20 protein-coding genes are annotated in these 22,291 nt (G+C 46.3%); 13 read left to right on the top strand and 7 right to left on the bottom strand.

Features of this window, described 5'->3' with window-relative positions; translation table 11 throughout:
* Positions 1 to 65: 65 nt before the first annotated feature.
* The 11 genes from OCV12_RS16150 to OCV12_RS16100 all read left to right on the top strand — a co-directional run bounded on the left by OCV12_RS16150 (position 66) and on the right by OCV12_RS16100 (position 10,380).
* Positions 66 to 455, top strand: a complete 390-nt coding sequence (locus OCV12_RS16150) for a F0F1 ATP synthase subunit I (RefSeq protein ID WP_017632651.1) — start codon at positions 66 to 68, stop codon at positions 453 to 455.
* A gap of 8 nt (positions 456 to 463) precedes the next feature.
* Positions 464 to 1,261 (top strand): F0F1 ATP synthase subunit A, encoded by a 798-nt coding sequence (gene atpB / locus OCV12_RS16145; protein ID WP_017632650.1) that lies wholly within the window; start codon positions 464 to 466, stop codon positions 1,259 to 1,261.
* A gap of 50 nt (positions 1,262 to 1,311) precedes the next feature.
* A complete protein-coding gene (gene atpE / locus OCV12_RS16140) occupies positions 1,312 to 1,569 on the top strand; it encodes a F0F1 ATP synthase subunit C (RefSeq protein WP_004411110.1) in 258 nt (85 codons plus the stop codon).
* A 58-nt stretch (positions 1,570 to 1,627) separates the two neighbouring features.
* A complete protein-coding gene (gene atpF, locus OCV12_RS16135; protein ID WP_128644429.1) occupies positions 1,628 to 2,098 on the top strand; it encodes a F0F1 ATP synthase subunit B in 471 nt (156 codons plus the stop codon).
* Between the two features lie 15 nt (positions 2,099 to 2,113).
* Positions 2,114 to 2,647 (top strand): F0F1 ATP synthase subunit delta, encoded by a 534-nt coding sequence (gene atpH, locus OCV12_RS16130; protein WP_017632648.1) that lies wholly within the window; start codon positions 2,114 to 2,116, stop codon positions 2,645 to 2,647.
* 13 nt (positions 2,648 to 2,660) lie between these two features.
* The gene (gene atpA / locus OCV12_RS16125; RefSeq protein ID WP_017632647.1) at positions 2,661 to 4,202 is read left to right on the top strand and encodes a F0F1 ATP synthase subunit alpha; all 1,542 of its coding nucleotides are present in this window, start codon (positions 2,661 to 2,663) and stop codon (positions 4,200 to 4,202) included.
* 48 nt (positions 4,203 to 4,250) lie between these two features.
* Complete coding sequence (gene atpG / locus OCV12_RS16120; RefSeq protein ID WP_017058793.1) at positions 4,251 to 5,117, top strand: F0F1 ATP synthase subunit gamma; 867 nt, start codon at positions 4,251 to 4,253, stop codon at positions 5,115 to 5,117.
* 34 nt (positions 5,118 to 5,151) lie between these two features.
* On the top strand, positions 5,152 to 6,555 hold the full coding sequence (atpD, locus tag OCV12_RS16115; RefSeq protein ID WP_019825544.1) for a F0F1 ATP synthase subunit beta: 1,404 nt from the start codon (positions 5,152 to 5,154) through the stop codon (positions 6,553 to 6,555).
* Positions 6,556 to 6,573: 18 nt separating this feature from the next.
* Positions 6,574 to 6,996 (top strand): F0F1 ATP synthase subunit epsilon, encoded by a 423-nt coding sequence (locus tag OCV12_RS16110; protein ID WP_017107532.1) that lies wholly within the window; start codon positions 6,574 to 6,576, stop codon positions 6,994 to 6,996.
* Positions 6,997 to 7,180: 184 nt separating this feature from the next.
* On the top strand, positions 7,181 to 8,539 hold the full coding sequence (gene glmU / locus OCV12_RS16105; RefSeq protein ID WP_261885053.1) for a bifunctional UDP-N-acetylglucosamine diphosphorylase/glucosamine-1-phosphate N-acetyltransferase GlmU: 1,359 nt from the start codon (positions 7,181 to 7,183) through the stop codon (positions 8,537 to 8,539).
* Between the two features lie 221 nt (positions 8,540 to 8,760).
* Positions 8,761 to 10,380, top strand: a complete 1,620-nt coding sequence (locus tag OCV12_RS16100; protein ID WP_261885968.1) for a diguanylate cyclase — start codon at positions 8,761 to 8,763, stop codon at positions 10,378 to 10,380.
* Positions 10,381 to 10,450: 70 nt separating this feature from the next.
* On the opposite strand, the gene punC is transcribed toward OCV12_RS16100, so the two are convergent.
* Complete coding sequence (gene punC, locus OCV12_RS16095) at positions 10,451 to 11,662, bottom strand: purine nucleoside transporter PunC (protein ID WP_261885052.1); 1,212 nt, start codon at positions 11,660 to 11,662, stop codon at positions 10,451 to 10,453.
* Between the two features lie 163 nt (positions 11,663 to 11,825).
* Here punC and punR point away from each other — a divergent pair, with 163 nt between their 5' ends.
* The gene (punR, locus tag OCV12_RS16090; protein ID WP_261885051.1) at positions 11,826 to 12,740 is read left to right on the top strand and encodes a DNA-binding transcriptional activator PunR; all 915 of its coding nucleotides are present in this window, start codon (positions 11,826 to 11,828) and stop codon (positions 12,738 to 12,740) included.
* Positions 12,741 to 12,839: 99 nt separating this feature from the next.
* Here punR and ilvA read toward each other — a convergent pair whose 3' ends face one another.
* The 5 genes from ilvA to ilvG are packed head-to-tail and all read right to left on the bottom strand — an operon-like array spanning position 12,840 to position 19,175.
* Positions 12,840 to 14,384, bottom strand: coding sequence for a threonine ammonia-lyase, biosynthetic (gene ilvA, locus OCV12_RS16085; protein WP_261885050.1), 1,545 nt, complete (start codon positions 14,382 to 14,384; stop codon positions 12,840 to 12,842).
* A gap of 3 nt (positions 14,385 to 14,387) precedes the next feature.
* Positions 14,388 to 16,229, bottom strand: a complete 1,842-nt coding sequence (gene ilvD / locus OCV12_RS16080; protein WP_176680646.1) for a dihydroxy-acid dehydratase — start codon at positions 16,227 to 16,229, stop codon at positions 14,388 to 14,390.
* 32 nt (positions 16,230 to 16,261) lie between these two features.
* Positions 16,262 to 17,230, bottom strand: a complete 969-nt coding sequence (locus OCV12_RS16075) for a branched-chain amino acid transaminase (RefSeq protein WP_261885049.1) — start codon at positions 17,228 to 17,230, stop codon at positions 16,262 to 16,264.
* A 12-nt stretch (positions 17,231 to 17,242) separates the two neighbouring features.
* Entirely contained in the window at positions 17,243 to 17,527 is a 285-nt protein-coding gene (gene ilvM, locus OCV12_RS16070) for an acetolactate synthase 2 small subunit (RefSeq protein ID WP_017055442.1), read from the bottom strand.
* 1 nt (position 17,528) lies between these two features.
* Positions 17,529 to 19,175 (bottom strand): acetolactate synthase 2 catalytic subunit, encoded by a 1,647-nt coding sequence (ilvG, locus tag OCV12_RS16065; protein WP_146492788.1) that lies wholly within the window; start codon positions 19,173 to 19,175, stop codon positions 17,529 to 17,531.
* 472 nt (positions 19,176 to 19,647) lie between these two features.
* On the opposite strand from ilvG, the gene OCV12_RS16060 reads away from it, so the two are divergent.
* Positions 19,648 to 21,171 carry a YifB family Mg chelatase-like AAA ATPase gene (locus tag OCV12_RS16060; RefSeq protein ID WP_176680643.1) on the top strand — a complete coding sequence of 508 codons (1,524 nt, stop codon included), beginning with the start codon at positions 19,648 to 19,650 and terminating at the stop codon, positions 21,169 to 21,171.
* Between the two features lie 72 nt (positions 21,172 to 21,243).
* On the opposite strand, the gene OCV12_RS16055 is transcribed toward OCV12_RS16060, so the two are convergent.
* Positions 21,244 to 22,197, bottom strand: coding sequence for a DUF2860 domain-containing protein (locus tag OCV12_RS16055; RefSeq protein ID WP_261885048.1), 954 nt, complete (start codon positions 22,195 to 22,197; stop codon positions 21,244 to 21,246).
* Positions 22,198 to 22,291: the final 94 nt, after the last annotated feature.

The following is a 22,291-nucleotide window of genomic DNA, read 5'->3' as shown; positions in this document are numbered from 1 at the left end:
TTTCGCCAATTTCTCAGCACGCTTTTAAGCGAGTAGTAAAGAAGGCTTAAAAGAGGAACGAATACATGGTAGCGGCGTTAGCAAGACCAGGACGAGTGCTTGCAAAGCAAATGTTATTGATCGAGCTTAGCGCGGTTATATTAGTGGCGATAGGGTTGGGTTTAGCTGTTAATCCTGATTGGGGTTTTGCTGCATTAATCGGTGGCGGTATTTTTGTCATCGCGAATGTAGTTTTTTGTGTGTGTGCTTTCCTATTTTGTGGAGCTCGCGCAACTAAGTTAGTTGCGGCGTCGTTCTATGCAGGCGAAGCGCTAAAAATCCTTATCACAGTTCTACTATTCTCTATTGTCTACATGTATATGCAGGTGGAATTAGTTCCCCTCAAACTGACCTATTTACTGGTTCTAGGTATTAATATCTTTGCGCCAGTGCTTTTCATTAACAATAAAAAATAGGATGAGTTATGGCTGCGCCAACAGCATCCGGATACATTGAGCACCACTTACAAAACCTTTCTTTAGCTAAGTTTGGTCTTGTAGAGGAGACAAGTTTCTGGAACGTACATATAGACAGTCTGTTTTTTTCGGTGTTGACAGGGATGTTATTCCTTTGGGTTTTTCGCTCAGTCGCTAAGAAAGCAACAGTAGGTGTACCTGGTAAGCTTCAGTGTTTTGTTGAAATGGTAGTGGAATTCGTTGGCGACAACGTTAAAGAAACTTTCCATGGCCGCAACCCTCTGATTGCCCCACTAGCACTGACTATATTCTGCTGGATTATCTTAATGAACTTGATGGACTTAGTGCCTATCGATTTCTTACCATATCCCGCAGAGCATTGGCTAGGTATCCCTTACTTGAAAGTGGTTCCTACAGCTGATGTAAATATAACCATGGCAATGGCTTTGGGTGTTTTTGCTCTGATGATCTACTACAGCATCAAAGTAAAAGGCCTAGGCGGATTTGCTAAAGAATTGGCACTGCATCCATTTAATCACCCAATCATGATTCCATTTAACTTGGTACTTGAGGTAATTTCGTTATTAGCGAAGCCACTATCTCTAGGTATGCGTTTATTTGGTAATATGTTTGCGGGTGAGGTGGTGTTTATTCTTATCGCGGCAATGCTACCGTGGTACTTACAATGGGTAGGTGCACTACCTTGGGCTATCTTCCATATCTTGGTTATTTTGATTCAAGCGTTTGTTTTCATGATGTTGACAATCGTTTACTTATCAATGGCTCATGAAGATAGTGATCACTAAAAAAATTTTTAAGCTTTATTCTAACTATTAATGTTAATCGGAGAACGTAAATGGAAACTGTACTAAGTTTTTCAGCAATCGCTGTTGCTATTATTGTTGGTCTTTGTGCCGTAGGTACTGCAATTGGTTTTGCTATTCTTGGTGGTAAATTCCTAGAAGGCGCTGCGCGTCAACCTGAAATGGCTCCAATGCTACAAGTTAAGATGTTCATCATCGCTGGTCTACTGGATGCTGTTCCAATGATCGGTATCGTAATCGCACTACTATTCACGTTTGCTAACCCATTTGTTGGTCAACTAGCAGGCTAATTAACTCTCAATAGTTAATTAAATTTTTGTAGTTGATTCTTAACGAGGGGTAGCTGTTGTGAATATGAACGCAACTCTGTTAGGTCAAGCAATTGCTTTTTCACTTTTTGTTTGGTTCTGCATGAAATATGTATGGCCACCAATTATGCAAGCAATTGAAGAGCGTCAGAAGAAAATTGCTGACGGTCTAGTAGCCGCTGAACGCGCTGCTAAAGACTTGAACCTGGCACAAGCCAACGCTTCTGAGCAAATGAAAGAAGCAAAGCGCACTGCAACTGAGGTTATTGAACAGGCAAACAAACGTAAAGCTCAAATTATTGATGAAGCTCGCGAAGAGGCTCAGGCAGAACGCCAGAAGATCTTAGCGCAAGCTGAAGCAGAAATTGAAGCTGAGCGCACACGTGCCCGTGATGACCTGCGCAAACAAGTCGCAACTCTGGCTATAGCTGGTGCTGAGAAAATCCTTGAACGTACTATCGATAAAGATGTACACGATGATCTTCTTAACAACATTACTGCAAAACTTTAAAGCAAGGGGCTGTATATGTCTGATTTGACTACAATCGCACGCCCCTATGCTAAAGCAGCGTTTGACTTTGCGGTAGATAAAGGTGAGCTCGACCAATGGGGTCAGATGCTTACTTTTGCTGCCGAAGTGGCACAAAATGATGATGTTCATAATTTATTAAGCGGTTCTATGACTGCTGAAAAATTAGCTGAAGTATTCATTGTAATTTGTGGCGAACAATTTGATGAATTCGGTCAGAACTTAATTAAAGTGATGGCAGAGAATGGCCGATTAATGGCTTTTCCTGATGTTTGCAAAGAGTTCTTTATACTCAAAAAAGAGTATGAGAAAGAGATCGACGTTGAAGTGACTTCAGCGGTTGAACTTTCTGAAGAACAACGCGCAGATATCAGCAGCAAATTGGAACAGCGCCTAGCGCGCAAAGTTCAGCTGAATTGCAGTATAGATGAGACTCTACTTAGTGGAGTTATTATTCGAGCCGGAGACCTAGTCATCGATAACTCAGCGCGCAGTCGTTTAGACCGCCTGAGCGATGCATTGCAGTCTTAATGGGGATTGGAGCATGCAACTTAATTCCACTGAAATTAGCGATCTAATTAAACAACGTATTGAATCTTTCGACGTTGTTAGTGAAGCTCGCAATGAAGGTACTATCGTTTCGGTAAGCGATGGCATCCTTAGCATTCACGGCCTAGCGGACGTGATGCAAGGTGAAATGATTGAACTACCGGGTGGCCGTTACGCGCTAGCACTTAACTTGAACCGTGATTCGGTTGGTGCTGTTGTAATGGGCCCATATGCTGACCTACAGGAAGGCATGAAAGTTACAGGTACTGGTCGTATTCTAGAAGTACCAGTAGGTCCAGAAATGCTTGGTCGTGTTGTAAACACGCTAGGTGAGCCAATTGATGGTAAAGGTCCTATCGAAGCGAAACTAACTTCGCCTGTAGAAATTATCGCACCAGGTGTAATCGACCGTAAATCGGTAGATCAACCTGTTCAAACTGGTTACAAGTCAGTTGACTCAATGATCCCTATCGGTCGTGGTCAACGTGAACTAGTAATCGGTGACCGTCAGACTGGTAAAACAGCAATGGCGATCGATGCGATTATTAACCAAAAAGATTCTGGTATTTTCTCTATCTACGTAGCTATCGGCCAAAAAGCGTCGACTATTGCTAACGTAGTTCGCAAACTAGAAGAGCACGGCGCACTAGCAAACACTGTTGTTGTTGTTGCATCGGCTTCTGAATCTGCAGCGCTACAATACCTAGCGCCATACGCAGGTTGTGCGATGGGTGAATACTTCCGTGATCGCGGTGAAGATGCACTGATTGTTTATGATGATCTATCTAAGCAAGCTGTAGCTTACCGTCAAATCTCGCTACTACTTAAGCGTCCACCAGGTCGTGAAGCGTTCCCAGGTGATGTTTTCTACCTTCACTCTCGTCTACTAGAGCGTGCTGCTCGTGTAAGCGAAGTATACGTAGAGAAGTTCACTAACGGCGAAGTGAAAGGCAAGACTGGTTCTTTAACTGCTCTTCCTATCATCGAAACGCAAGCTGGTGACGTATCTGCATTCGTACCAACGAACGTAATCTCGATTACTGATGGTCAGATCTTCCTACAAACTGAGCTATTCAACGCGGGCGTACGTCCAGCTGTTGACCCAGGTATCTCAGTTTCTCGTGTAGGTGGTTCGGCGCAGACTAAAATCATCAAGAAGCTATCTGGCGGTATCCGTACTGCACTAGCTCAATACCGTGAACTTGCAGCATTTGCACAGTTCTCATCGGATCTTGATGAAGCGACTAAGAAGCAGCTAGACCACGGTCAAAAAGTTACAGAACTGATGAAGCAGAAGCAATACGCTCCTATGTCTGTATTTGACCAAGCTCTAGTAATCTTCGCTGCAGAGCGTGGATACCTTCAAGACGTTGAACTTTCTAAAGTTCTAGACTTTGAAGCTGCTTTACTGTCGTTTGCTCGTGGTCAATATGCCGATCTAGCAACACAGATCGACACAACGGGTGCTTTCAATAAAGAAATCGAAGCTGAGCTGAAGAAGCTTGTTGACGATTTCAAGGCAACCCAGACCTGGTAATTGGTGGGTGGTCTTAGGGCCACCTCATACCATTAACGGAGAGTAACGATGGCCGGCGCAAAAGAGATACGTAATAAAATCGGTAGTGTTAAAAGCACACAGAAGATTACGAAAGCAATGGAAATGGTAGCAGCTTCAAAAATGCGTCGTTCTCAAGACGCAATGGAAGCTACTCGTCCATATGCAGAAACAATGCGTAAAGTGATCGGTCATTTGGCTAATGGTAGCCTCGAGTATAAGCATCCTTATCTTGAGGAACGTGAAGCCAAACGTGTTGGTTACATCATCGTTTCTACAGACCGTGGCCTTTGTGGTGGTTTGAACATTAACTTGTTCAAGAAAGCCATGAACGACATGAAAGATTGGTCTGAGAAAGGTGCTGATGTAGAGCTTGCAATTGTAGGTTCTAAAGCAACAGCATTTTTCAACAACAGCGGCGCGAAAGTAGCAGCTCAAGTTTCTGGTCTGGGCGATCGCCCAAGCCTTGAAGATTTGATTGGCTCTGTAAGCGTTATGCTGAAGAAATATGATGAAGGCGAATTAGATCGCCTGTTCGTAGTGTTCAACAAGTTTGAAAACACTATGGTACAAGAACCAACGATCGATCAATTACTTCCTTTGCCTAAATCAGACAGCGAAGACATGAAACGCGATCATGCTTGGGACTACATTTATGAGCCTGAGCCAAAACCACTACTAGATGCACTACTGGTTCGCTACGTCGAATCTCAAGTATATCAAGGTGTGGTCGAGAACCTTGCTTGTGAGCAAGCGGCTCGAATGATTGCTATGAAATCAGCAACAGATAACGCTGGTGACATTATTGATGACTTAGAACTTGTGTACAACAAAGCGCGTCAAGCGGCGATTACACAAGAACTTTCTGAGATCGTTTCAGGCGCAGCTGCGGTTTAAGCTTAGGTAAAACTAAATAGTTAGAGGATTAACGATGGCTACAGGTAAGATCGTACAGATCATCGGTGCGGTAGTCGACGTAGAGTTCCCACAGGGTGAAGTACCTCGTGTATACGACGCTCTGAATGTTAATGAAGTACAAGAACGTCTAGTTCTTGAAGTTCAGCAACAACTTGGCGGTGGCGTAGTTCGCGCAATCGTAATGGGTAGCTCTGATGGTTTACGTCGTGGTTTGACAGTTGAAAATACTGGCGCTCCAATCTCAGTACCAGTAGGTACTAAGACATTGGGTCGTATCATGAACGTCCTAGGTGACGCGATTGATGAGTGTGGTGAAATCGGTGCTGAAGAGCATTACGCAATTCACCGTGAAGCTCCAAGCTACGAAGAGCAGTCTAACGAGACAGCTCTTCTAGAAACTGGTGTTAAAGTAATCGACTTGATTTGTCCATTCGCTAAGGGTGGTAAAATCGGTCTATTCGGTGGTGCTGGTGTAGGTAAGACCGTTAACATGATGGAACTTATCAACAACATCGCACTTCAACACTCAGGCCTATCTGTATTCGCAGGTGTAGGTGAGCGTACTCGTGAAGGTAACGATTTCTACTTTGAGATGCAGGAAGCTGGCGTTGTAAACGTTGAAAAACCTGAAGAATCAAAAGTAGCGATGGTTTACGGTCAGATGAACGAGCCACCAGGTAACCGTCTACGTGTTGCACTGACTGGTCTAACAATGGCAGAGCGTTTCCGTGACGAAGGTCGTGACGTTCTACTGTTCGTTGATAACATCTACCGTTACACACTAGCAGGTACTGAAGTATCAGCACTTCTAGGTCGTATGCCTTCTGCGGTAGGTTACCAACCTACGCTAGCTGAAGAAATGGGTGTTCTACAAGAGCGTATCACGTCAACTAAATCTGGTTCTATCACGTCTGTACAGGCGGTATACGTACCAGCGGATGACTTGACTGACCCGTCTCCAGCAACAACGTTCGCTCACTTGGATGCAACGGTTGTACTTAACCGTAACATCGCATCTATGGGTCTATACCCAGCGATCGACCCGCTAGATTCTACTTCACGTCAACTGGATCCATTGGTAGTTGGACAAGAGCACTACGACATCGCTCGTGGCGTTCAGTCTACTCTTCAGCGCTATAAAGAGCTGAAAGATATCATTGCTATCCTAGGTATGGACGAGCTATCTGAAGAAGATAAGCAAGTTGTATCTCGTGCTCGTAAGATTGAGAAGTTCCTAACTCAGCCTTACCACGTAGCGGAAGTATTTACAGGTGACCCAGGCGTTTACGTACCTCTTAAAGAGACTCTACGTGGCTTCCAAGGTCTTCTATCTGGTGAATACGATGACATTCCAGAGCAAGCGTTCATGTACTGTGGTGCAATTGACGAAGCTATTGAGAATGCTAAGAAGCTATAAGGCTAACTAGGAGGCGATATGGCAGCAATAACCTTTCACCTAGACGTTGTAAGTGCAGAGAAACAACTTTTCTCTGGTCTTGTTGAGACGTTTCAGGTGACCGGTAGTGAGGGTGAACTTGGTATTTTCCATGGTCACACTCCACTGCTGACCGCTATCAAGCCTGGTATGGTGCGTATTGTTAAGCAGCACGGCCACGAAGAAATCATTTATGTTTCTGGTGGTATGGTAGAAGTTCAACCTGGTACAGCGACTGTACTGGCTGATACAGCTATCCGTGGTGAAGAACTAGACGCAGCAAAGGCGGAAGAAGCTAAGCGCAAGGCTGTGGAGAATATCCAAAATCAGCATGGCGACATAGACTTCGCACAAGCGGCCGGTGAACTGGCTAAAGCCATTGCTCAGTTACGAGTTATCGAACTGACAAAACAGCGTCGTTAATCTTTTATAAGATGATCGATTCTGAGATAAAGGCGACCTACGGGTCGCCTTTTTGCATTTTTAATATTCTCAGAAATGTATTTTCCACATATCAATACTAGCTAAGTGGTCATTGAGATTTAATTTTTTTACTAAAAACGGTTACAATATCTACTTAACAAAAATAACGTTGGATAGGTTTACAATGAAGTTTAGCGCGGTAATTCTCGCGGCGGGCAAAGGCACTCGCATGTATTCAAACACACCAAAGGTTCTGCACACGCTAGCGGGCAAACCTATGGTGAAACATGTTATCGATACATGTAATGGTCTTGGCGCTCAAAACATCCACTTGGTTTACGGTCATGGTGGTGATCAGATGAAGGCAACCTTAGCTGAAGAATCTGTAAATTGGGCTCTGCAAGCTGAGCAGCTAGGTACTGGCCACGCGGTTGATCAGGCATCTGCGCACTTCGCTGATGATGAAAAGGTACTGGTACTGTACGGTGATGTGCCTCTTATCTCGCCAGAAACCATTGAAAACCTATTAGACGCTCAACCAAACGGTGGCATTGCGCTGCTAACGGTCGTGTTAGATAACCCAATGGGTTACGGTCGTATCATTCGTCGCAATGGCCCTGTAGTGGCTATCGTTGAGCAAAAAGATGCAACCGATGAGCAGAAGCTTATCAGAGAGATCAACACTGGCGTTATGGTAGCGACAGGTGGCGATCTTAAGCGTTGGTTATCTGGCCTAAGCAATGACAACGCACAAGGTGAATACTACCTGACTGACGTTATTGCGGCCGCTCATGACGAAGGTCGTGCAGTAGAAGCGGTACACCCAGTAAGCCCGATTGAAGTTGAAGGCGTTAACGACCGCTCTCAACTGGCTCGTTTAGAGCGTGCCTACCAAGCAGAGCAAGCAGACAAGCTATTGAAGCAGGGCGTTATGCTACGCGACCCAAGCCGCTTTGACCTACGTGGTGAGCTTCAATGTGGTATGGATGTTGAGATTGATACCAACGTTATCATCGAAGGCAGCGTAAGCATTGGTGATAACGTGGTTATCGGCACAGGCTGTGTATTGAAAGACTGTGAGATTGATGACAACACGATTGTTCGTCCATACAGCGTCATTGAAGGTGCTACAGTGGGTGAAGACTGTACTGTTGGTCCTTTCACTCGTCTACGCCCGGGTGCAGATATGCGTAATAATTCGCATGTGGGTAACTTTGTAGAAGTGAAGAATACTCGCCTTGGTGAGGGTTCTAAAGCTAACCACCTAACATATTTGGGTGATGCTGAAATTGGTCAGCGCGTAAACGTAGGTGCTGGTGCGATTACTTGTAACTACGATGGTGCAAACAAATTTAAGACCATCATTGGCGACGACGTATTTGTTGGTTCAGATAGCCAATTAATCGCTCCTGTTACCATTGGCAACGGTGCAACTGTTGGTGCAGGCTCTACGGTAACACGCGATGTTTCTGAGAATGAACTGGTTATCAGTCGTGCGAAAGAGCGCAAGATTGCAGATTGGCAACGCCCAAAGAAGAAGTAACCTTCTAACATCTAAAGTTTGATTCTTGTGAAAGCCAGCAACTTACGTTGCTGGCTTTTTTGTCATCATTTACTGACAAAAAAATAATCTATTTCCTAATTGTATTTTGTAGGAAGATTGTTACTATTCGGGCAGTGGTTCTGTAAAATGGAAGTGAACATACCGTGAGACTCGTCGATAAAAAATGGCAGACCCTGCCAATCGTTATTTTATCTTTTTCAATGCTGGTGGGCCTGTATGGCTTCTACATCACCTTGGAAAAGTTAGTGGTAGAGAACGAACGCAACCATTTAGTGTCTTTGATGTCTGATGTCGTTTATGAAATACGTGAAGACAGCAGTTTGTTTACGGCCGGAGTGGATGTTGATGATTACATTGGCAACCTGACGCAAGCCAACACACGGTTAAGAATTCAGGTCATTAACCTCGACGGTGTCGTGATTGGTGATACCGATTTGTCTGACCATGCACTAGCGGGTGTTGAAAACCACAGTGATCGCCCCGAGTTTCAGCAAGCCCTGAAAAGTGGGCTTGGCAGTGATGTACGCTTTAGTACCGTTACCTCTGTCGATCGCATCTATTACTCCCACAAAGAAACTATCAACGATAATAGCTTCGTTATTGTTATTTCCTCGCCGATGCACCAACTTAAACAGATGAACTTCCAATTGATGGGCATTCTGATCGGGATGGTCGTATTGAGTTTGAGCTTCCTAATCGGTACTTCTTATGTGAGTAACCGCCAGATCGTTCATAAAGTTGAAGAAGAGCAGAAGAAACAAGACGAACGTATTCGCCAAAGAACCCATGAAATTGAACTGATGCACCGCTTAGCGAACATGCTTGCGGCGTGTAATAACATGGTCGAGGCGCAGCAGATCGTTTCTGATATCTTGCCGCGAATCCTTGGTAACGTGAACGGCAGTGTATCTCTGATGCGCGCATCACGTAACCAGCTGATCACTCAGTTAGATTGGGGTGATACTTGGCCGGGAAGTGCGAGCTTCGCGCCGGAAGAGTGTTGGTCTCTACGCAAGGGGCGTGCCCATCAATCGAATGATGATTTCCACTCTTTAACCTGTGGTCACATGCATGAAATGGAAAACAACCAAACCCTTTGTATCCCATTGACCGCTCACGGTAATACTATAGGCATCATGCACCTGTACTTCGGTGTCGGTGATATCAAGATTGATCCTATTACCGAACAGTTGGCTTTCAGTGTTTCAGAGCATCTAGGCTTGGCATTGGCTAACTTGAGCCTACAAGAGAAGCTTCGCTCACAGGCGTTAAGCGATCCACTAACAGGGCTGTTCAACCGTCGCTTCTTCGAGCAGAAATTGGAAGAGCATTCGATGAATTCGGCCACCAGCGAACAACCATTATCGCTATTGATGCTCGATTTGGATCATTTCAAACGCTTCAATGACAACTTTGGTCATGATGCGGGTGATTTCGTATTGAAAGAGATCAGTGCGCTACTTAAACAGAGCGTGAGTGAAGATGAGATCGCATGTCGATTGGGTGGGGAAGAGCTAGCAGTACTGCTTCCGCATTACACCATGCAGCAAGCGACTGAGTTTGGACAAACCTTGTGTGATGCTGTGCGCTCTATGCACCTTGAACACAAAGGCCTATCGCTAGGTCAGCTTGGAGTTTCAATTGGTGTAGCAACTTATCCTAAGCCAGCTTCTGATACCGAATCTCTGGTTAAGATGGCTGACAACGCACTCTACATGGCCAAAGACATGGGTCGTAGCCGAGTGGTTAACTATGATGAATACAGCCGCCATAAAGCACCTGCGTTAGAAGTGGTCGATGGGGAAGTCGCTTCTAAATAAGTAGAAGTGAAATTTAGATATAAAAAAAGAGCGAGTAATCTCGCTCTTTTTTGTTTCCGTAAATTAGGTACTAGTCTTGTTTCTCGTCGGCTACTACTCGAGAGTTATCTGGTGTTGCGAAATGCTCAGACAGCTCTTTGTTTGAAATAATGTAGCCAACCCACAATGCGCCCAAACAAATCACAACCGCGATGCCTGTTGCGCTTAGTGCTTGGCTCGCCATTGCAGCTACCAATGCACTTGATAAGCCACTGATGCTGATTTGCAGGCTGTTCTGTAGACCAGCAGCTGTTGCTGGGCTTTGCTTCGCACTTGATAGGGCACGGTTTACGACGATTGGGTAAAGCGCGCCATTTGCGACTGCAATCAAGCAGAAAGGTGCAAGTAGAGGCCAGATTGATGTCAGTTCCCACTGTGATGCAATGAAGATAAGCATCGCAGCTACGCTGAACAAACCGATAAGATTTCTTAGTACAACGCTATCGCCATACTTCTTCACTGCTTGCTTACCGAAGTAACCACCAGCCATGAATGCGATCGTTTGTGGGATAAAACTTAAGCCGATGTCTTTTGCTTCATAACCTAGCTGAGCCATGATCTCTGGCATACCCGTTAGGTAAGCGAAGAATGCTGCTGAAGCTGATGCAAACATCAATACATTGCCCATGTAAGGCTTTGATTTAAGAAGTGTCTTGATATCTGTTTTGATAGATGTTTGTTTTACTTCTGGCGCTTCTTTCGGTTGAGCCATCGTTGTTGCTACCAGCAGTGCACCCATCAACGTTAACGTGATGAAGATACTGTGCCAGCCGAAGTTGTCTGCCAGTAGTACACCAAGTTGAGGTGCTAATGCTGGAGATAGCGCTACCAAAGGCATGATGGTTGCAAAAATTTGTTGGCTGCTGCTTTGAGAGTAACGCTTAATCACCATAGCTTGCCAAATTACCGCAGGTGCACATACACCGATCGCTTGAATAAAGCGCAGTGTCAGTAAGTGCCAGACTTCGGTGCTGAATGCCAAGCCGAATGAAGCTGCAGTAAAGATAACAAGACCAACGGCTAGTGTATTTCGGTGACCGTATTTGTCACTCGCCAAACCCCAAAGAAGCTGACCCATAGCCATACCACCAAGGAATACCGTTAGAGATAGGGCTATCTGCTCTGGACCGGTTGCGAAATCGATCTCCATCGCCTTAAATGCAGGAAGGTACATATCGGTCGCAATAAAACCAAGCATTGAAAGTACTGCAAGGTAGACCAATTGAAATTTAGAAATATTCATAAGATGCCATTAAGCTAAAAGTAGTGATGTATTTATCATCAAAAAAATTGTCTGATAGACAGAAGCTAAAGCCCCTGTTTATTTATGCTGACATTCTATTTTTCAGACCTGATAAAATAAAACGCTAAAATATGTGGTTATCAATCAAAAAATTTGAAGGCTTATGTTCTCAAAATCCTCTTTAGAAATGCTCGATACGGTTGCTCGCTTAGGTAGCTTTACTGCGGCTGCAGAGCAATTGCACAAAGTGCCCTCGGCGATCAGCTATGGTGTTAGGCAGGTCGAGCAAGAATTGGATGTTTTACTTTTCAGACGTTTACCGAGAAAGGTAGAGCTAACGCCCGCGGGTGAACTGTTCATTGAAGAGGCGCGTGCGCTGCTCAGGCAGATGGAAGAGGTCAGTGCCCAGACGCGACGGGCTGCTCGTGGCTGGAAGCAAACCTTGCGCCTGACGCTCGATAATGTGGTTAAGCTCGATAAGATGAAGCCGATGATTGAAGAGTTCTACCAAACCTTTGAGTTTGCAGAGCTCCAGATCAACATGGAGGTGTTCAACGGCTCATGGGAAGCGATTGCACAGGGCAGGGCGGACATTGTGATTGGTGCTACTTCTGCGATTCCGGTCGGTGGAGACTTTGAGGTGAAAGACATGGGGCGCTTAGATTGGGCGTTTGTCATGTCGCCAAGTCACCCGTGTGTGCGAGAGCAAAACCTCAATGAAGAGTTCGTGAGTCAGTTCCCGGCCATTTGTTTGGATGATACCTCTAGCGTGTTACCTAAGCGCCACACTGGGCACTATGGCAATCAAAGACGCCTATTGTTGCCTAACTGGTACAGCGCGATAGAGTGCCTCAAGAACGGCGTTGGAGTAGGCTACATGCCAAGGCATATCGCTGCGCCTATTATTGAACAAGGCTTGCTGGTGGAGAAAATCTTGCCAGAACCGAGCCCGCAGAGTCATTGCTGTTTGGTTTGGCGAAAAGATGACAATCATAAGTTGATCGAATGGATGGTGAAGTACCTAGGATCAAGTGAGCAGCTTCACCAAGATTGGTTGGATCATCGCAAGGCGATCTAATGATCCATTTGAAAGGGATCTTTTGGGTGCTTGGTTTGAATGGGCATCAATAAAAAGAGCGAGTAAAAACTCGCTCTTTTGGGTTCGATAGTTTAATTCTTAAGACAAGAAGAACTTGTAAGAAGGGTTATCGGTTTCATCTTTACACTGATAACCAAGCTCTCGTAAATGTGTTGAGAACTGAGCTAAGTCATCATCACCAAGCTCGAAGCCACACAATACTCGACCATAATCGGCACCGTGGTTACGATAGTTGAACAGGCTGATGTTCCAGTGAGTCCCTAAGGTATCAAGGAACTTAATCAAGGCTCCTGGGTATTCAGGAAACTCGAAGCTGTATAGGCGTTCTTTCAATGGTTTTGATGGTTTGCCGCCAATCATATAACGAATGTGCAGTTTTGCCATCTCATCATCAGAAAGATCGACGACTGGATAGCCGCCCTCACGCAGGTCATTGATGATGTGCTCAAGCTCTTCCTGACCACCTTGCAGACGTACACCAACGAAGATATTCGCTAGACTTTCGTCGTTGTGGCGGTAGTTAAACTCCGTCACCGCTCGGCCGCCAATAATATTGCAGAACTCTAGGAATGCACCTTGTCGCTCAGGGATAGTGACCGCAAGCAAACCTTCGCGTTTCTCACCCAACTCACAACGTTCAGACACATAGCGCAGACCGTGGAAGTTGGTGTTAGCACCAGACAGTACCGTCGCCAGTTGCTTGCCTTGCAGTTGGTTCTGCTCAGCAAACTTTTTCAAGCCAGCCAGAGCAAGTGCTCCCGAAGGTTCAGCAATCGCTCGCGTGTCTTCAAAGATGTCTTTCACCGCTGAGCAGATCTCATCGCTAGACACGGCTATGTGACCATCGATGTATTGCTGACATAGGCGGAATGTCTCTTCACCAATACGTTTAACCGCAACGCCATCAGCAAACATACTGACTTGATCAAGAACCACTGGCTCACCAGCATCCAGTGCTGCTTTCAAGCAAGACGAGTCTTCTGGCTCAACCGCGATAACTTTGATTTCTGGCATCAGCTGTTTAACCAGTACAGCAACACCGGCAGCTAAGCCACCACCACCAACAGGCACAAAGATATAATCCATGTGACCATTCTGCTGAAGCATTTCCATACCCATGGTGCCTTGTCCAGCGATCACCAATGGGTGATCGAATGGAGGCACAAAGGTGTAGCCGTGTTCAGCTGAAAGACGTTCTGCTTCAGCTTTAGCTTCATCAAAGTTGCTGCCGTGCAGAACCACGTTACCGCCAAAGCCACGTACCGCATCAACCTTGATGTCTGGTGTGGTTTTTGGCATCACAATTGTGGTTTGAATACCAAGTTTAGAACCGGACAGCGCCATACCTTGAGCATGGTTACCCGCCGATGCAGCAATCACACCGGCAGCTTTCTGTTGCTCTGAAAGGCTTGATACCATGTTGTAGGCACCACGTAGCTTGAACGAGTGGACCGGTTGGCGGTCTTCTCGCTTTAGCTGAACCTGATTACCAATACGAGCACTTAAGCGAGGCATCTCTTGCAGAGGAGTCACGATTGCCGCTTCGTAAACTGGTGCTCTCAGGATCTGGCGCAGGTAATCTGCGCCAGTTTGTTTTACGGGACTGACCGTGTCATCACTCATAGATTAGCCCTCAAGTTTAGACTTATCACGCACGGCGCCTTTGTCGGCACTGGTTGCCATGCTTGCGTAAGCTTTCAGTGCGAACGACACTTCACGCTGACGGTTTTCTGGTTTCCAGCCTAGTGCATCTTGCTTAACACGACGCGCTTCAAGTTCAGCTTCAGGCACATCAAGTGTGATAGAACGGCTAGGGATGTCGATAGTGATGATGTCGCCAGTGTTTACTAGACCAATCACACCGCCACTTGCTGCTTCTGGAGAAGCGTGACCGATAGACAGACCCGAAGTACCACCAGAGAAACGACCATCTGTTAGTAGTGCACAAGACTTGCCTAGACCCATTGATTTTAGGTAAGTGGTTGGGTAAAGCATCTCTTGCATGCCCGGACCACCTTTAGGACCTTCGTAACGAATCACAACCACTTCGCCCGCTTTTACTTGGCCGCCTAAGATGCCATCAACAGCACTATCTTGGCTTTCAAATACGATAGCTGGGCCTTGGAATTTCAGGTTCTCTTCATCAACACCAGCCGTCTTAACGATACAGCCATCAACCGCGATGTTGCCCGAAAGAACTGCTAGACCGCCTTCTTGGCTGAATGCGTTCTCTTTGGTACGGATACAACCTTCTTTGCGGTCGTCATCAAGACGATCCCAACGGCAGTCTTGCGAGAATGCTTTGGTAGTACGGATACCAGCAGGACCAGCACGGAAGAACTTAAGTACTGCTTCGTCTTCTGTCTGCATGATGTCGTATTGAGCTAGCTGCTCTTGCATGCTTAGACCAAGCACTGTGCGAGTCTGGTTGTTCAGTAGGCCAGCACGGTCTAATTCACCTAGGATAGCCATTACACCACCAGCGCGGTGAACATCTTCCATGTGGTATTTCGGCGTTGAAGGAGCAACTTTACATAGGTGTGGAACGCGGCGAGACATCTCGTCGATATCACCCATATCAAAATCAATCTCACCTTCTTGAGCTGAAGCTAATAGGTGAAGAACGGTGTTACTAGAACCACCCATCGCGATATCCAGTGCCATCGCGTTTTCAAATGCTGCGCGGTTTGCGATGTTACGAGGCAGTGCTGATTCGTCATCTTGCTCGTAGTAACGCTTGGTTAGGTCAACGATGCGCTTACCAGCATTGATGAACAGCTCTTCACGGTCAGCGTGCGTTGCTAGCATAGAGCCGTTACCAGGCTGAGACAGACCAAGTGCTTCAGTTAGACAGTTCATTGAGTTCGCTGTGAACATGCCTGAACAAGAACCACATGTTGGACATGCAGAACGTTCTACTTGCTCACTTTGCTCATCTGAAATCGTTGGATCGGCACCTTGAATCATTGCATCAACAAGGTCTAGTTTGATGATCTGATCGGAAAGCTTAGTTTTACCCGCCTCCATTGGGCCGCCAGATACAAAGATCACTGGGATGTTAAGGCGCATTGCTGCCATCATCATTCCTGGAGTGATTTTGTCACAGTTAGAGATACACACCATCGCATCCGCACAGTGCGCATTCACCATGTACTCTACTGAGTCTGCGATAAGCTCACGTGATGGCAGTGAGTACAGCATGCCGCCGTGACCCATTGCGATACCATCATCTACAGCGATGGTGTTGAATTCTTTAGCGATACCGCCCGCTTTCTCGATTTCACCCGCAACCAGTTGACCCATATCTTTAAGGTGAACGTGGCCTGGTACGAATTGAGTGAAAGAGTTTACAACCGCGATGATTGGCTTACCGAAGTCATCATCTTTAACGCCAGTTGCACGCCATAAAGCGCGCGCACCAGCCATGTTGCGTCCGTGGGTAGTTGTTGCTGAACGATAGATTGGCATTGCTTAAATCCTTATAAATACTTGGCTGTTGCTTACTTAGTTGATTGTGTTTGGTTTACTGAAGTGTGGTTTTCTGGATAAACGTAATCTAACCAGCCCCATTTATCTTCAGTGGTGCCATTGAATAAACCAAAGTAAGCCGCTTGAACTTTTTCAGTGATAGGGCCGCGTTTGCCTTCACCTACTGTAATTTTGTCTACGCTGCGAACCGGAACGATTTCCGCTGCTGTGCCTGTCATGAAGACTTCATCAGCAAGGTATAGCGCTTCACGAGCAATGTTCTCTTCACGGATCTCATAACCCATGTCTTTTGCTAGTGTCATGATCGAATCACGAGTGATGCCCGGCAGAATCGCACTGGTCGCTGGTGGTGTCGATAGCACGCCATTGCGCACGACAAAGATGTTTTCACCTGCACCTTCAGAAAGGTAGCCATCAACACTTAGTGCGATACCTTCATCGTAACCATGACGACGCGCTTCACCACCAACTAGCAGTGAAGATAGGTAGTTACCACCCGCTTTAGCAGCGGTTGGGATGGTGTTTGGTGCTGCACGGTTCCAGCTTGAGATCATTGCGTCTACGCCGTTCTCTAGTGCTTCTTCACCTAGGTAAGAGCCCCAAGGGAAAGCAGCGATGATCAGTTCCATCTCTGTGTTTTCTGGCGGACATACGCCCAAACCTACGTTACCAACAAAACCTAGAGGGCGGATGTACGCTGACTCTAGCTTATTTTGACGTAGCGTTTCGCGAGTCGCTTCCATAATTTCTTCCTCTGTGTAAGGAATCGGGAAGCGGTAGATTTTTGCTGAATCTTTTAGGCGCTTAGCGTGCTCAGGGTGACGGAAAATTACCGGACCTTTTGGTGTGTTGTAGCAACGAACACCTTCAAACACAGAAGTACCGTAGTGCATTGCGTGAGTCAGGACGTGAACGTTCGCCTCTGCCCAAGGAACCATTTCACCGTTAAACCAAATATAGTCTGCCGTTTTAGCTGTCATGTTTGCGGTTCCTTATGCGTTTATCTTTTGTTGTAAGTTGTTGTTTGGCAATTCATTACGACTGATAGAGATAACGTCAACGGTACGCACATCCCACAGCTTTTCGATTTGATTGACCAAGAAAGAGATCGGACGATCACTGTCTACAATGATCTCAACACTCGCCACTTTGCTTTCGTGGTTTTGAGTGCCCGCGACTTGCTTAACAATAAAGCCACGGTGGCGGATAACACGAAGAACACGCTCTAGTAGTACAGGCTTATCATCGGCTTTGATGTCTAATAGGTATCTTTTCATGTTATGTGTTCTCCAACATCTCACTGTTTGAAGCACCTGGCGGTACTAGTGGCCATACGTTCTCTTCTTCATCGATAAGAACATGAAGTAGGTAAGCGGTTTTGCTCTCTAGCATCTCTTTCAGTGCTGGCTCTACTTCTTCTTTGCGCGTGATGGTTTTACCCGGGATATCGAAGGCTTTCGCTAGCATCACGAAGTCTGGGTTGTCATCTAGGATAGTTTCACTATGGCGGCCATCGAAGAACAACGATTGCCATTGGCGAACCATACCCAAGCGAGAGTTGTTTAGAAGCACCATCTTCACTGGGATTTGGCGGCGTTTCAGCGTACCAAGTTCTTGCACGTTCATCATGAATGAGCCATCACCAGAGATAAGAATCGATTGGTCATCAGGACGTCCAACCGATGCACCCATAGCGGCTGGTAAGCCAAAGCCCATGGTGCCTAATCCGGCAGAGGTGATGAAGTTTTGTGGGTCGCGAGGCTGAATGTGTTGAGCTGCCCACATTTGGTGTTGGCCAACATCGGTCGAAACAATAGAGCTTGCAGGCATCATGTCTGACAGTTGCTTCAACAGTAGTGGAGCAAAGATTAGATCGCCAGGGTGGTCGTAGCGCCATTTGAATGAACTACGAAGGCCTTCAGAGTGGTGAACCCACGATGAGATGTCTTGGCTAAGTTCCAGCTGAGGCATGATCTTGTTGATGTCACCACGAATTGGCGCATTAGCAAGACGCAGTTTACTGAACTCAGCGGCATCGATATCGATATGGATAACCTTTGCGTGTGGTGCAAAGGTATCAAGCTTGCCAGTTACTCGGTCGTCGAAACGAGCGCCAACAACAATCAGCAGGTCACTCTCTTGAACCACTAGGTTAGCGGCTTTGGTGCCGTGCATACCTAGCATGCCAAGGTAATGTGGGTCGTCACGTTCGATAGTACCCAAGCCTTTCAGTGTACTTACCGCAGGCATAGGGTTAAGACGTAAGAACTCACGAACAGCATCAGTCGCTTTAGCAAGTTGAACACCACCGCCTACGTATAAAACAGGGCGGGTTGCTTGAGACAAAAAGTACTGTGCCTGTTCAATGGCATCGGTTGTCGCAACAGGAATCGCTGGTGGAGTGAATTCTGGGAGAGTTTTAACAGGAGCTTCTGCTAGTTGAACATCTTTAGCAATATCGACGATAACTGGACCTGGGCGGCCTGACTTCGCGACTACAAAGGCTTCAGCTAAGGTTGGAGCCAATTCTTCAATGTCGGTCACTAGGTAACTGTGCTTGGTACATGACAGAGACATACCAATTACATCCATCTCTTGGAATGCGTCGGTTCCAATGTGGGAACTTGCAACCTGACCTGTGATAGCAACCAATGGGATTGAATCCATAAAGGCATCGGCTAGTCCAGTAACTAGGTTAGTTGCACCTGGCCCTGAGGTTGCCATACAAACAGCGACATCTTGTGTTGCACGAGCCATACCGATCGCGGCCATTGCAGCGCCTTGCTCATGACGACATAGGATATGCTCAACCCCGCCATCATAGAGTGCATCGTAGATTGGCATGATGGCACCACCTGGGTAACCAAATACGGTCTCAATTCCTTGTTGCTTGAGTGCGGATACGACTAGTTCTGCGCCTTTCATCGGAATTCTCCCGTATTACCTGTGTTTTGGTAACTATTTCCTTTGTCTCTGCACATCGTGTGCTCCCATTCTTCCTGTAAATCGGCAAAGCCGAAAATGCTCAAAAATATAAAAATCGATTATTCAAATTAGAAAAAACCCCCGGACTTGTCAGTGCGGGGGTTTTTTCTAATTCGTGGTTACTTTTTCCCCACTCGCCCCCGCGCAGTCTCAATAATGACCACGATAATCAGGTTAATCAGTGCGTAAATGCGAGCGTTAAAGTTCATATAATTCGAGTTTTCTCGTTTATTGTGTTCAGTAAATGTCTACATCTCTAGTGTTATCACACAAATCTGTTGCCTGACAAGGAAAATGTCATTCTTTTTTCACATTAAAACACCATTCCACCAAGCTATATAACAACCTTATCGCTTTGGTGAGCAATGAATATCCAGAGCGAATACTTTTAAATCAAAGACAAAGGAAAGTTATGGGACTCGCGATAATTCATAGCCGAGCAAGTGTGGGTGTAGAGGCGCCAGAAGTGACCGTAGAGGTCCATATAAGCAACGGAATGCCCGGTTTTACGCTGGTGGGTTTGCCTGAAACGACGGTCAAGGAATCCAAAGACAGAGTAAGAAGTGCCATCATCAACTCTCGCTTTGAATTTCCCTCGAAAAGAATCACGGTCAACCTTGCACCTGCTGATTTACCCAAAGAGGGCGGCCGTTTTGACCTGCCAATCGCACTAGGGATCTTGGTGGCATCCGATCAGCTACCCACATCTAAAATAGCTCAACATGAATTCATCGGCGAATTGGCATTGTCAGGAGAGTTGCGTTCAGTGAAAGGAGTACTACCCGCAACACTCGCTGCTGATAACGTCGAACGTTGCTTGGTTGTGCCACATCACAATGGCGATCAGGCAGCCTTAGTCGGTAAGGGAGCGCATAAGTCTGCACAAACCCTGTTAGAAGTTTGCGCAGACATGTGTGGTCAGGCTCAGCTTGGTTTGTATCGGACAGAGCAACATCAAGTTGATGTGTCTGAGCATCGTGACCTACAAGATATTATTGGTCAGCAGCAAGGCAAGCGAGCGTTGGAAATAGCCGCGGCTGGCAACCATAACTTATTGTTCCTTGGTCCTCCCGGAACGGGCAAGACCATGCTCGCTTCTCGACTACGTGACTTATTACCTGAAATGAGTGATGACGAGGCGATGGAAACCGCTTCGGTGGCTTCGTTAACACAGCAAGAGATCAATCAATACAACTGGAAGCAGAGGCCATTTCGTTCGCCTCACCATTCGAGTTCAATGGCGGCACTGGTCGGTGGTGGCTCAGTTCCTCGCCCCGGCGAGATCTCTCTGGCGCATAACGGATTACTATTTCTGGATGAAATGCCTGAGTTTGAGCGCAAGGTGCTTGATTCATTGCGAGAGCCGCTAGAGTCGGGCGAGATTATTATTTCACGAGTGGCAGGTAAGACTCGTTTCCCTGCGCGCTTTCAGTTGGTCGGTGCCTTGAATCCAAGTCCGACTGGTTATTACGAAGGCAATCAAGCACGAGCCAATCCGCAGATAATTTTGCGCTATCTCAACCGATTGTCTGGGCCGTTGCTTGATAGGTTTGATATGTCATTAGAGATCCCACTACTTCCCAAAGGGATGTTGGCTGAAGGTGGCGATCGTGGTGAAACCACTCAAGTGGTAAAGCAAAGGGTCAAACAAGCGCGTCAGTTAATGTTGTCTAGGAACCATAAATCGAATGCGTTACTAGGAAGTCGAGAAATTGAAAAATATTGCCCACTTCGACGTGAAGATGCGGAGTTTCTTGAAACCGCGCTGCATCGGTTGGGTTTATCGATTCGTGCTTATCATCGAATCATCAAGGTCGCACGCACTATCGCGGATCTGGATGGTAATGAACAGATTGAGAAGAAGCATTTATCGGAAGCGCTGGGCTATCGAGCTATGGATCGCTTGCTGAAACAGCTCACGGCTCAGGCGGTGTAGTGAGCAAGCGGAAAAAAGCCTGTAATGATGCAGGCTTTCGTTATTCAGGTTGGTTGCATGAGTAAGCAGTGATTAGAACTTGTAGTTCAAGCCAACTGAAGCGATGTATTGTGATTCATCGTAGAAGGTAATGTTTGATTCGCTAGTTCCGTAACCGGCAAGAGCAACAAACGACCAGTTTTCCCATTCCATGAATTGGTCATATTCATACGCGGCGAATAGATTGATGTTGTCGTCGCTGCGCTTCTTTTGAAAAGTCATGCTGCTCGCATCGTAAGAGCGTTGGTTGTAACCCGCAGTTAGTGCGTACTGGTGACGACCCATACCGCCGAACAAGCTGACTTCACCACCGAATTGTTCGAACGATGCAGCATCGCCTTTAGCGTCTGTTGATTGATAGATCAAAGACGGAACCAGCATCATGGTGCGGCTAATCGGTTGGCGGTACTGACCTTTCAGGTAGAAGGTATCCGCATCACGCTTTAGTGCGTCCTCAACCAGATCATTTTCTACATCTCTGGTCGCGAAAGCCATATCAACAGAAAACGCCGAGCCAGCAATGCTATCTAGTTTTAGACGGAATGCATTACCGGTTTCGTCTGTTTCACTTCGAGCAACACCTTCAGCGTAAGGGTTTGCCCAAGTCTCACCAGACATAATGGTTGGCAGAATTGAAGCATCGATCACCATGCCAGATTCAAGTTGGTATTTGTAACCCACTTCAAGTACCACAGTACCCGTTGCAACGTCATCACGTGCTGTACCTGTGTAAACCTGATGGTTCAATTTCTCGCCGAAGGTGTACGCAACGCTACCTAAAGGAGCAATCAGAAATGAGCTTTCCGAAGAAGCCTTCTGATCATTAGATGAAATAGTGCTGTCAGCATCGGTATTAAAGTTTGAGGTTGAAGAAGTAAAACCGGTGTTGATAGAGATTTCACCACTGAAACCTGCTTCATCAGCAAGCTTGGCAAAAGCAGGTGCTGCGGCAACGCTCAGTGCTAATAACGTAAATTTGATTTTCATTCAGAGGCTCCTTGCCCCGGTGAGTGGTAGCAATAAATAGCTGTTAATAAAAAGTTATAGAAAACAACATAATCTAAAGGTTCACTTTATCGCG

Origin of the sequence: Vibrio pomeroyi, from assembly GCF_024347595.1 — a bacterium.
Lineage (GTDB): Bacteria > Pseudomonadota > Gammaproteobacteria > Enterobacterales > Vibrionaceae > Vibrio > Vibrio pomeroyi.
The sequence above is the reverse complement of the archived record's forward strand: the minus strand, read 5'-3'. Positions and strand labels throughout refer to the sequence as shown.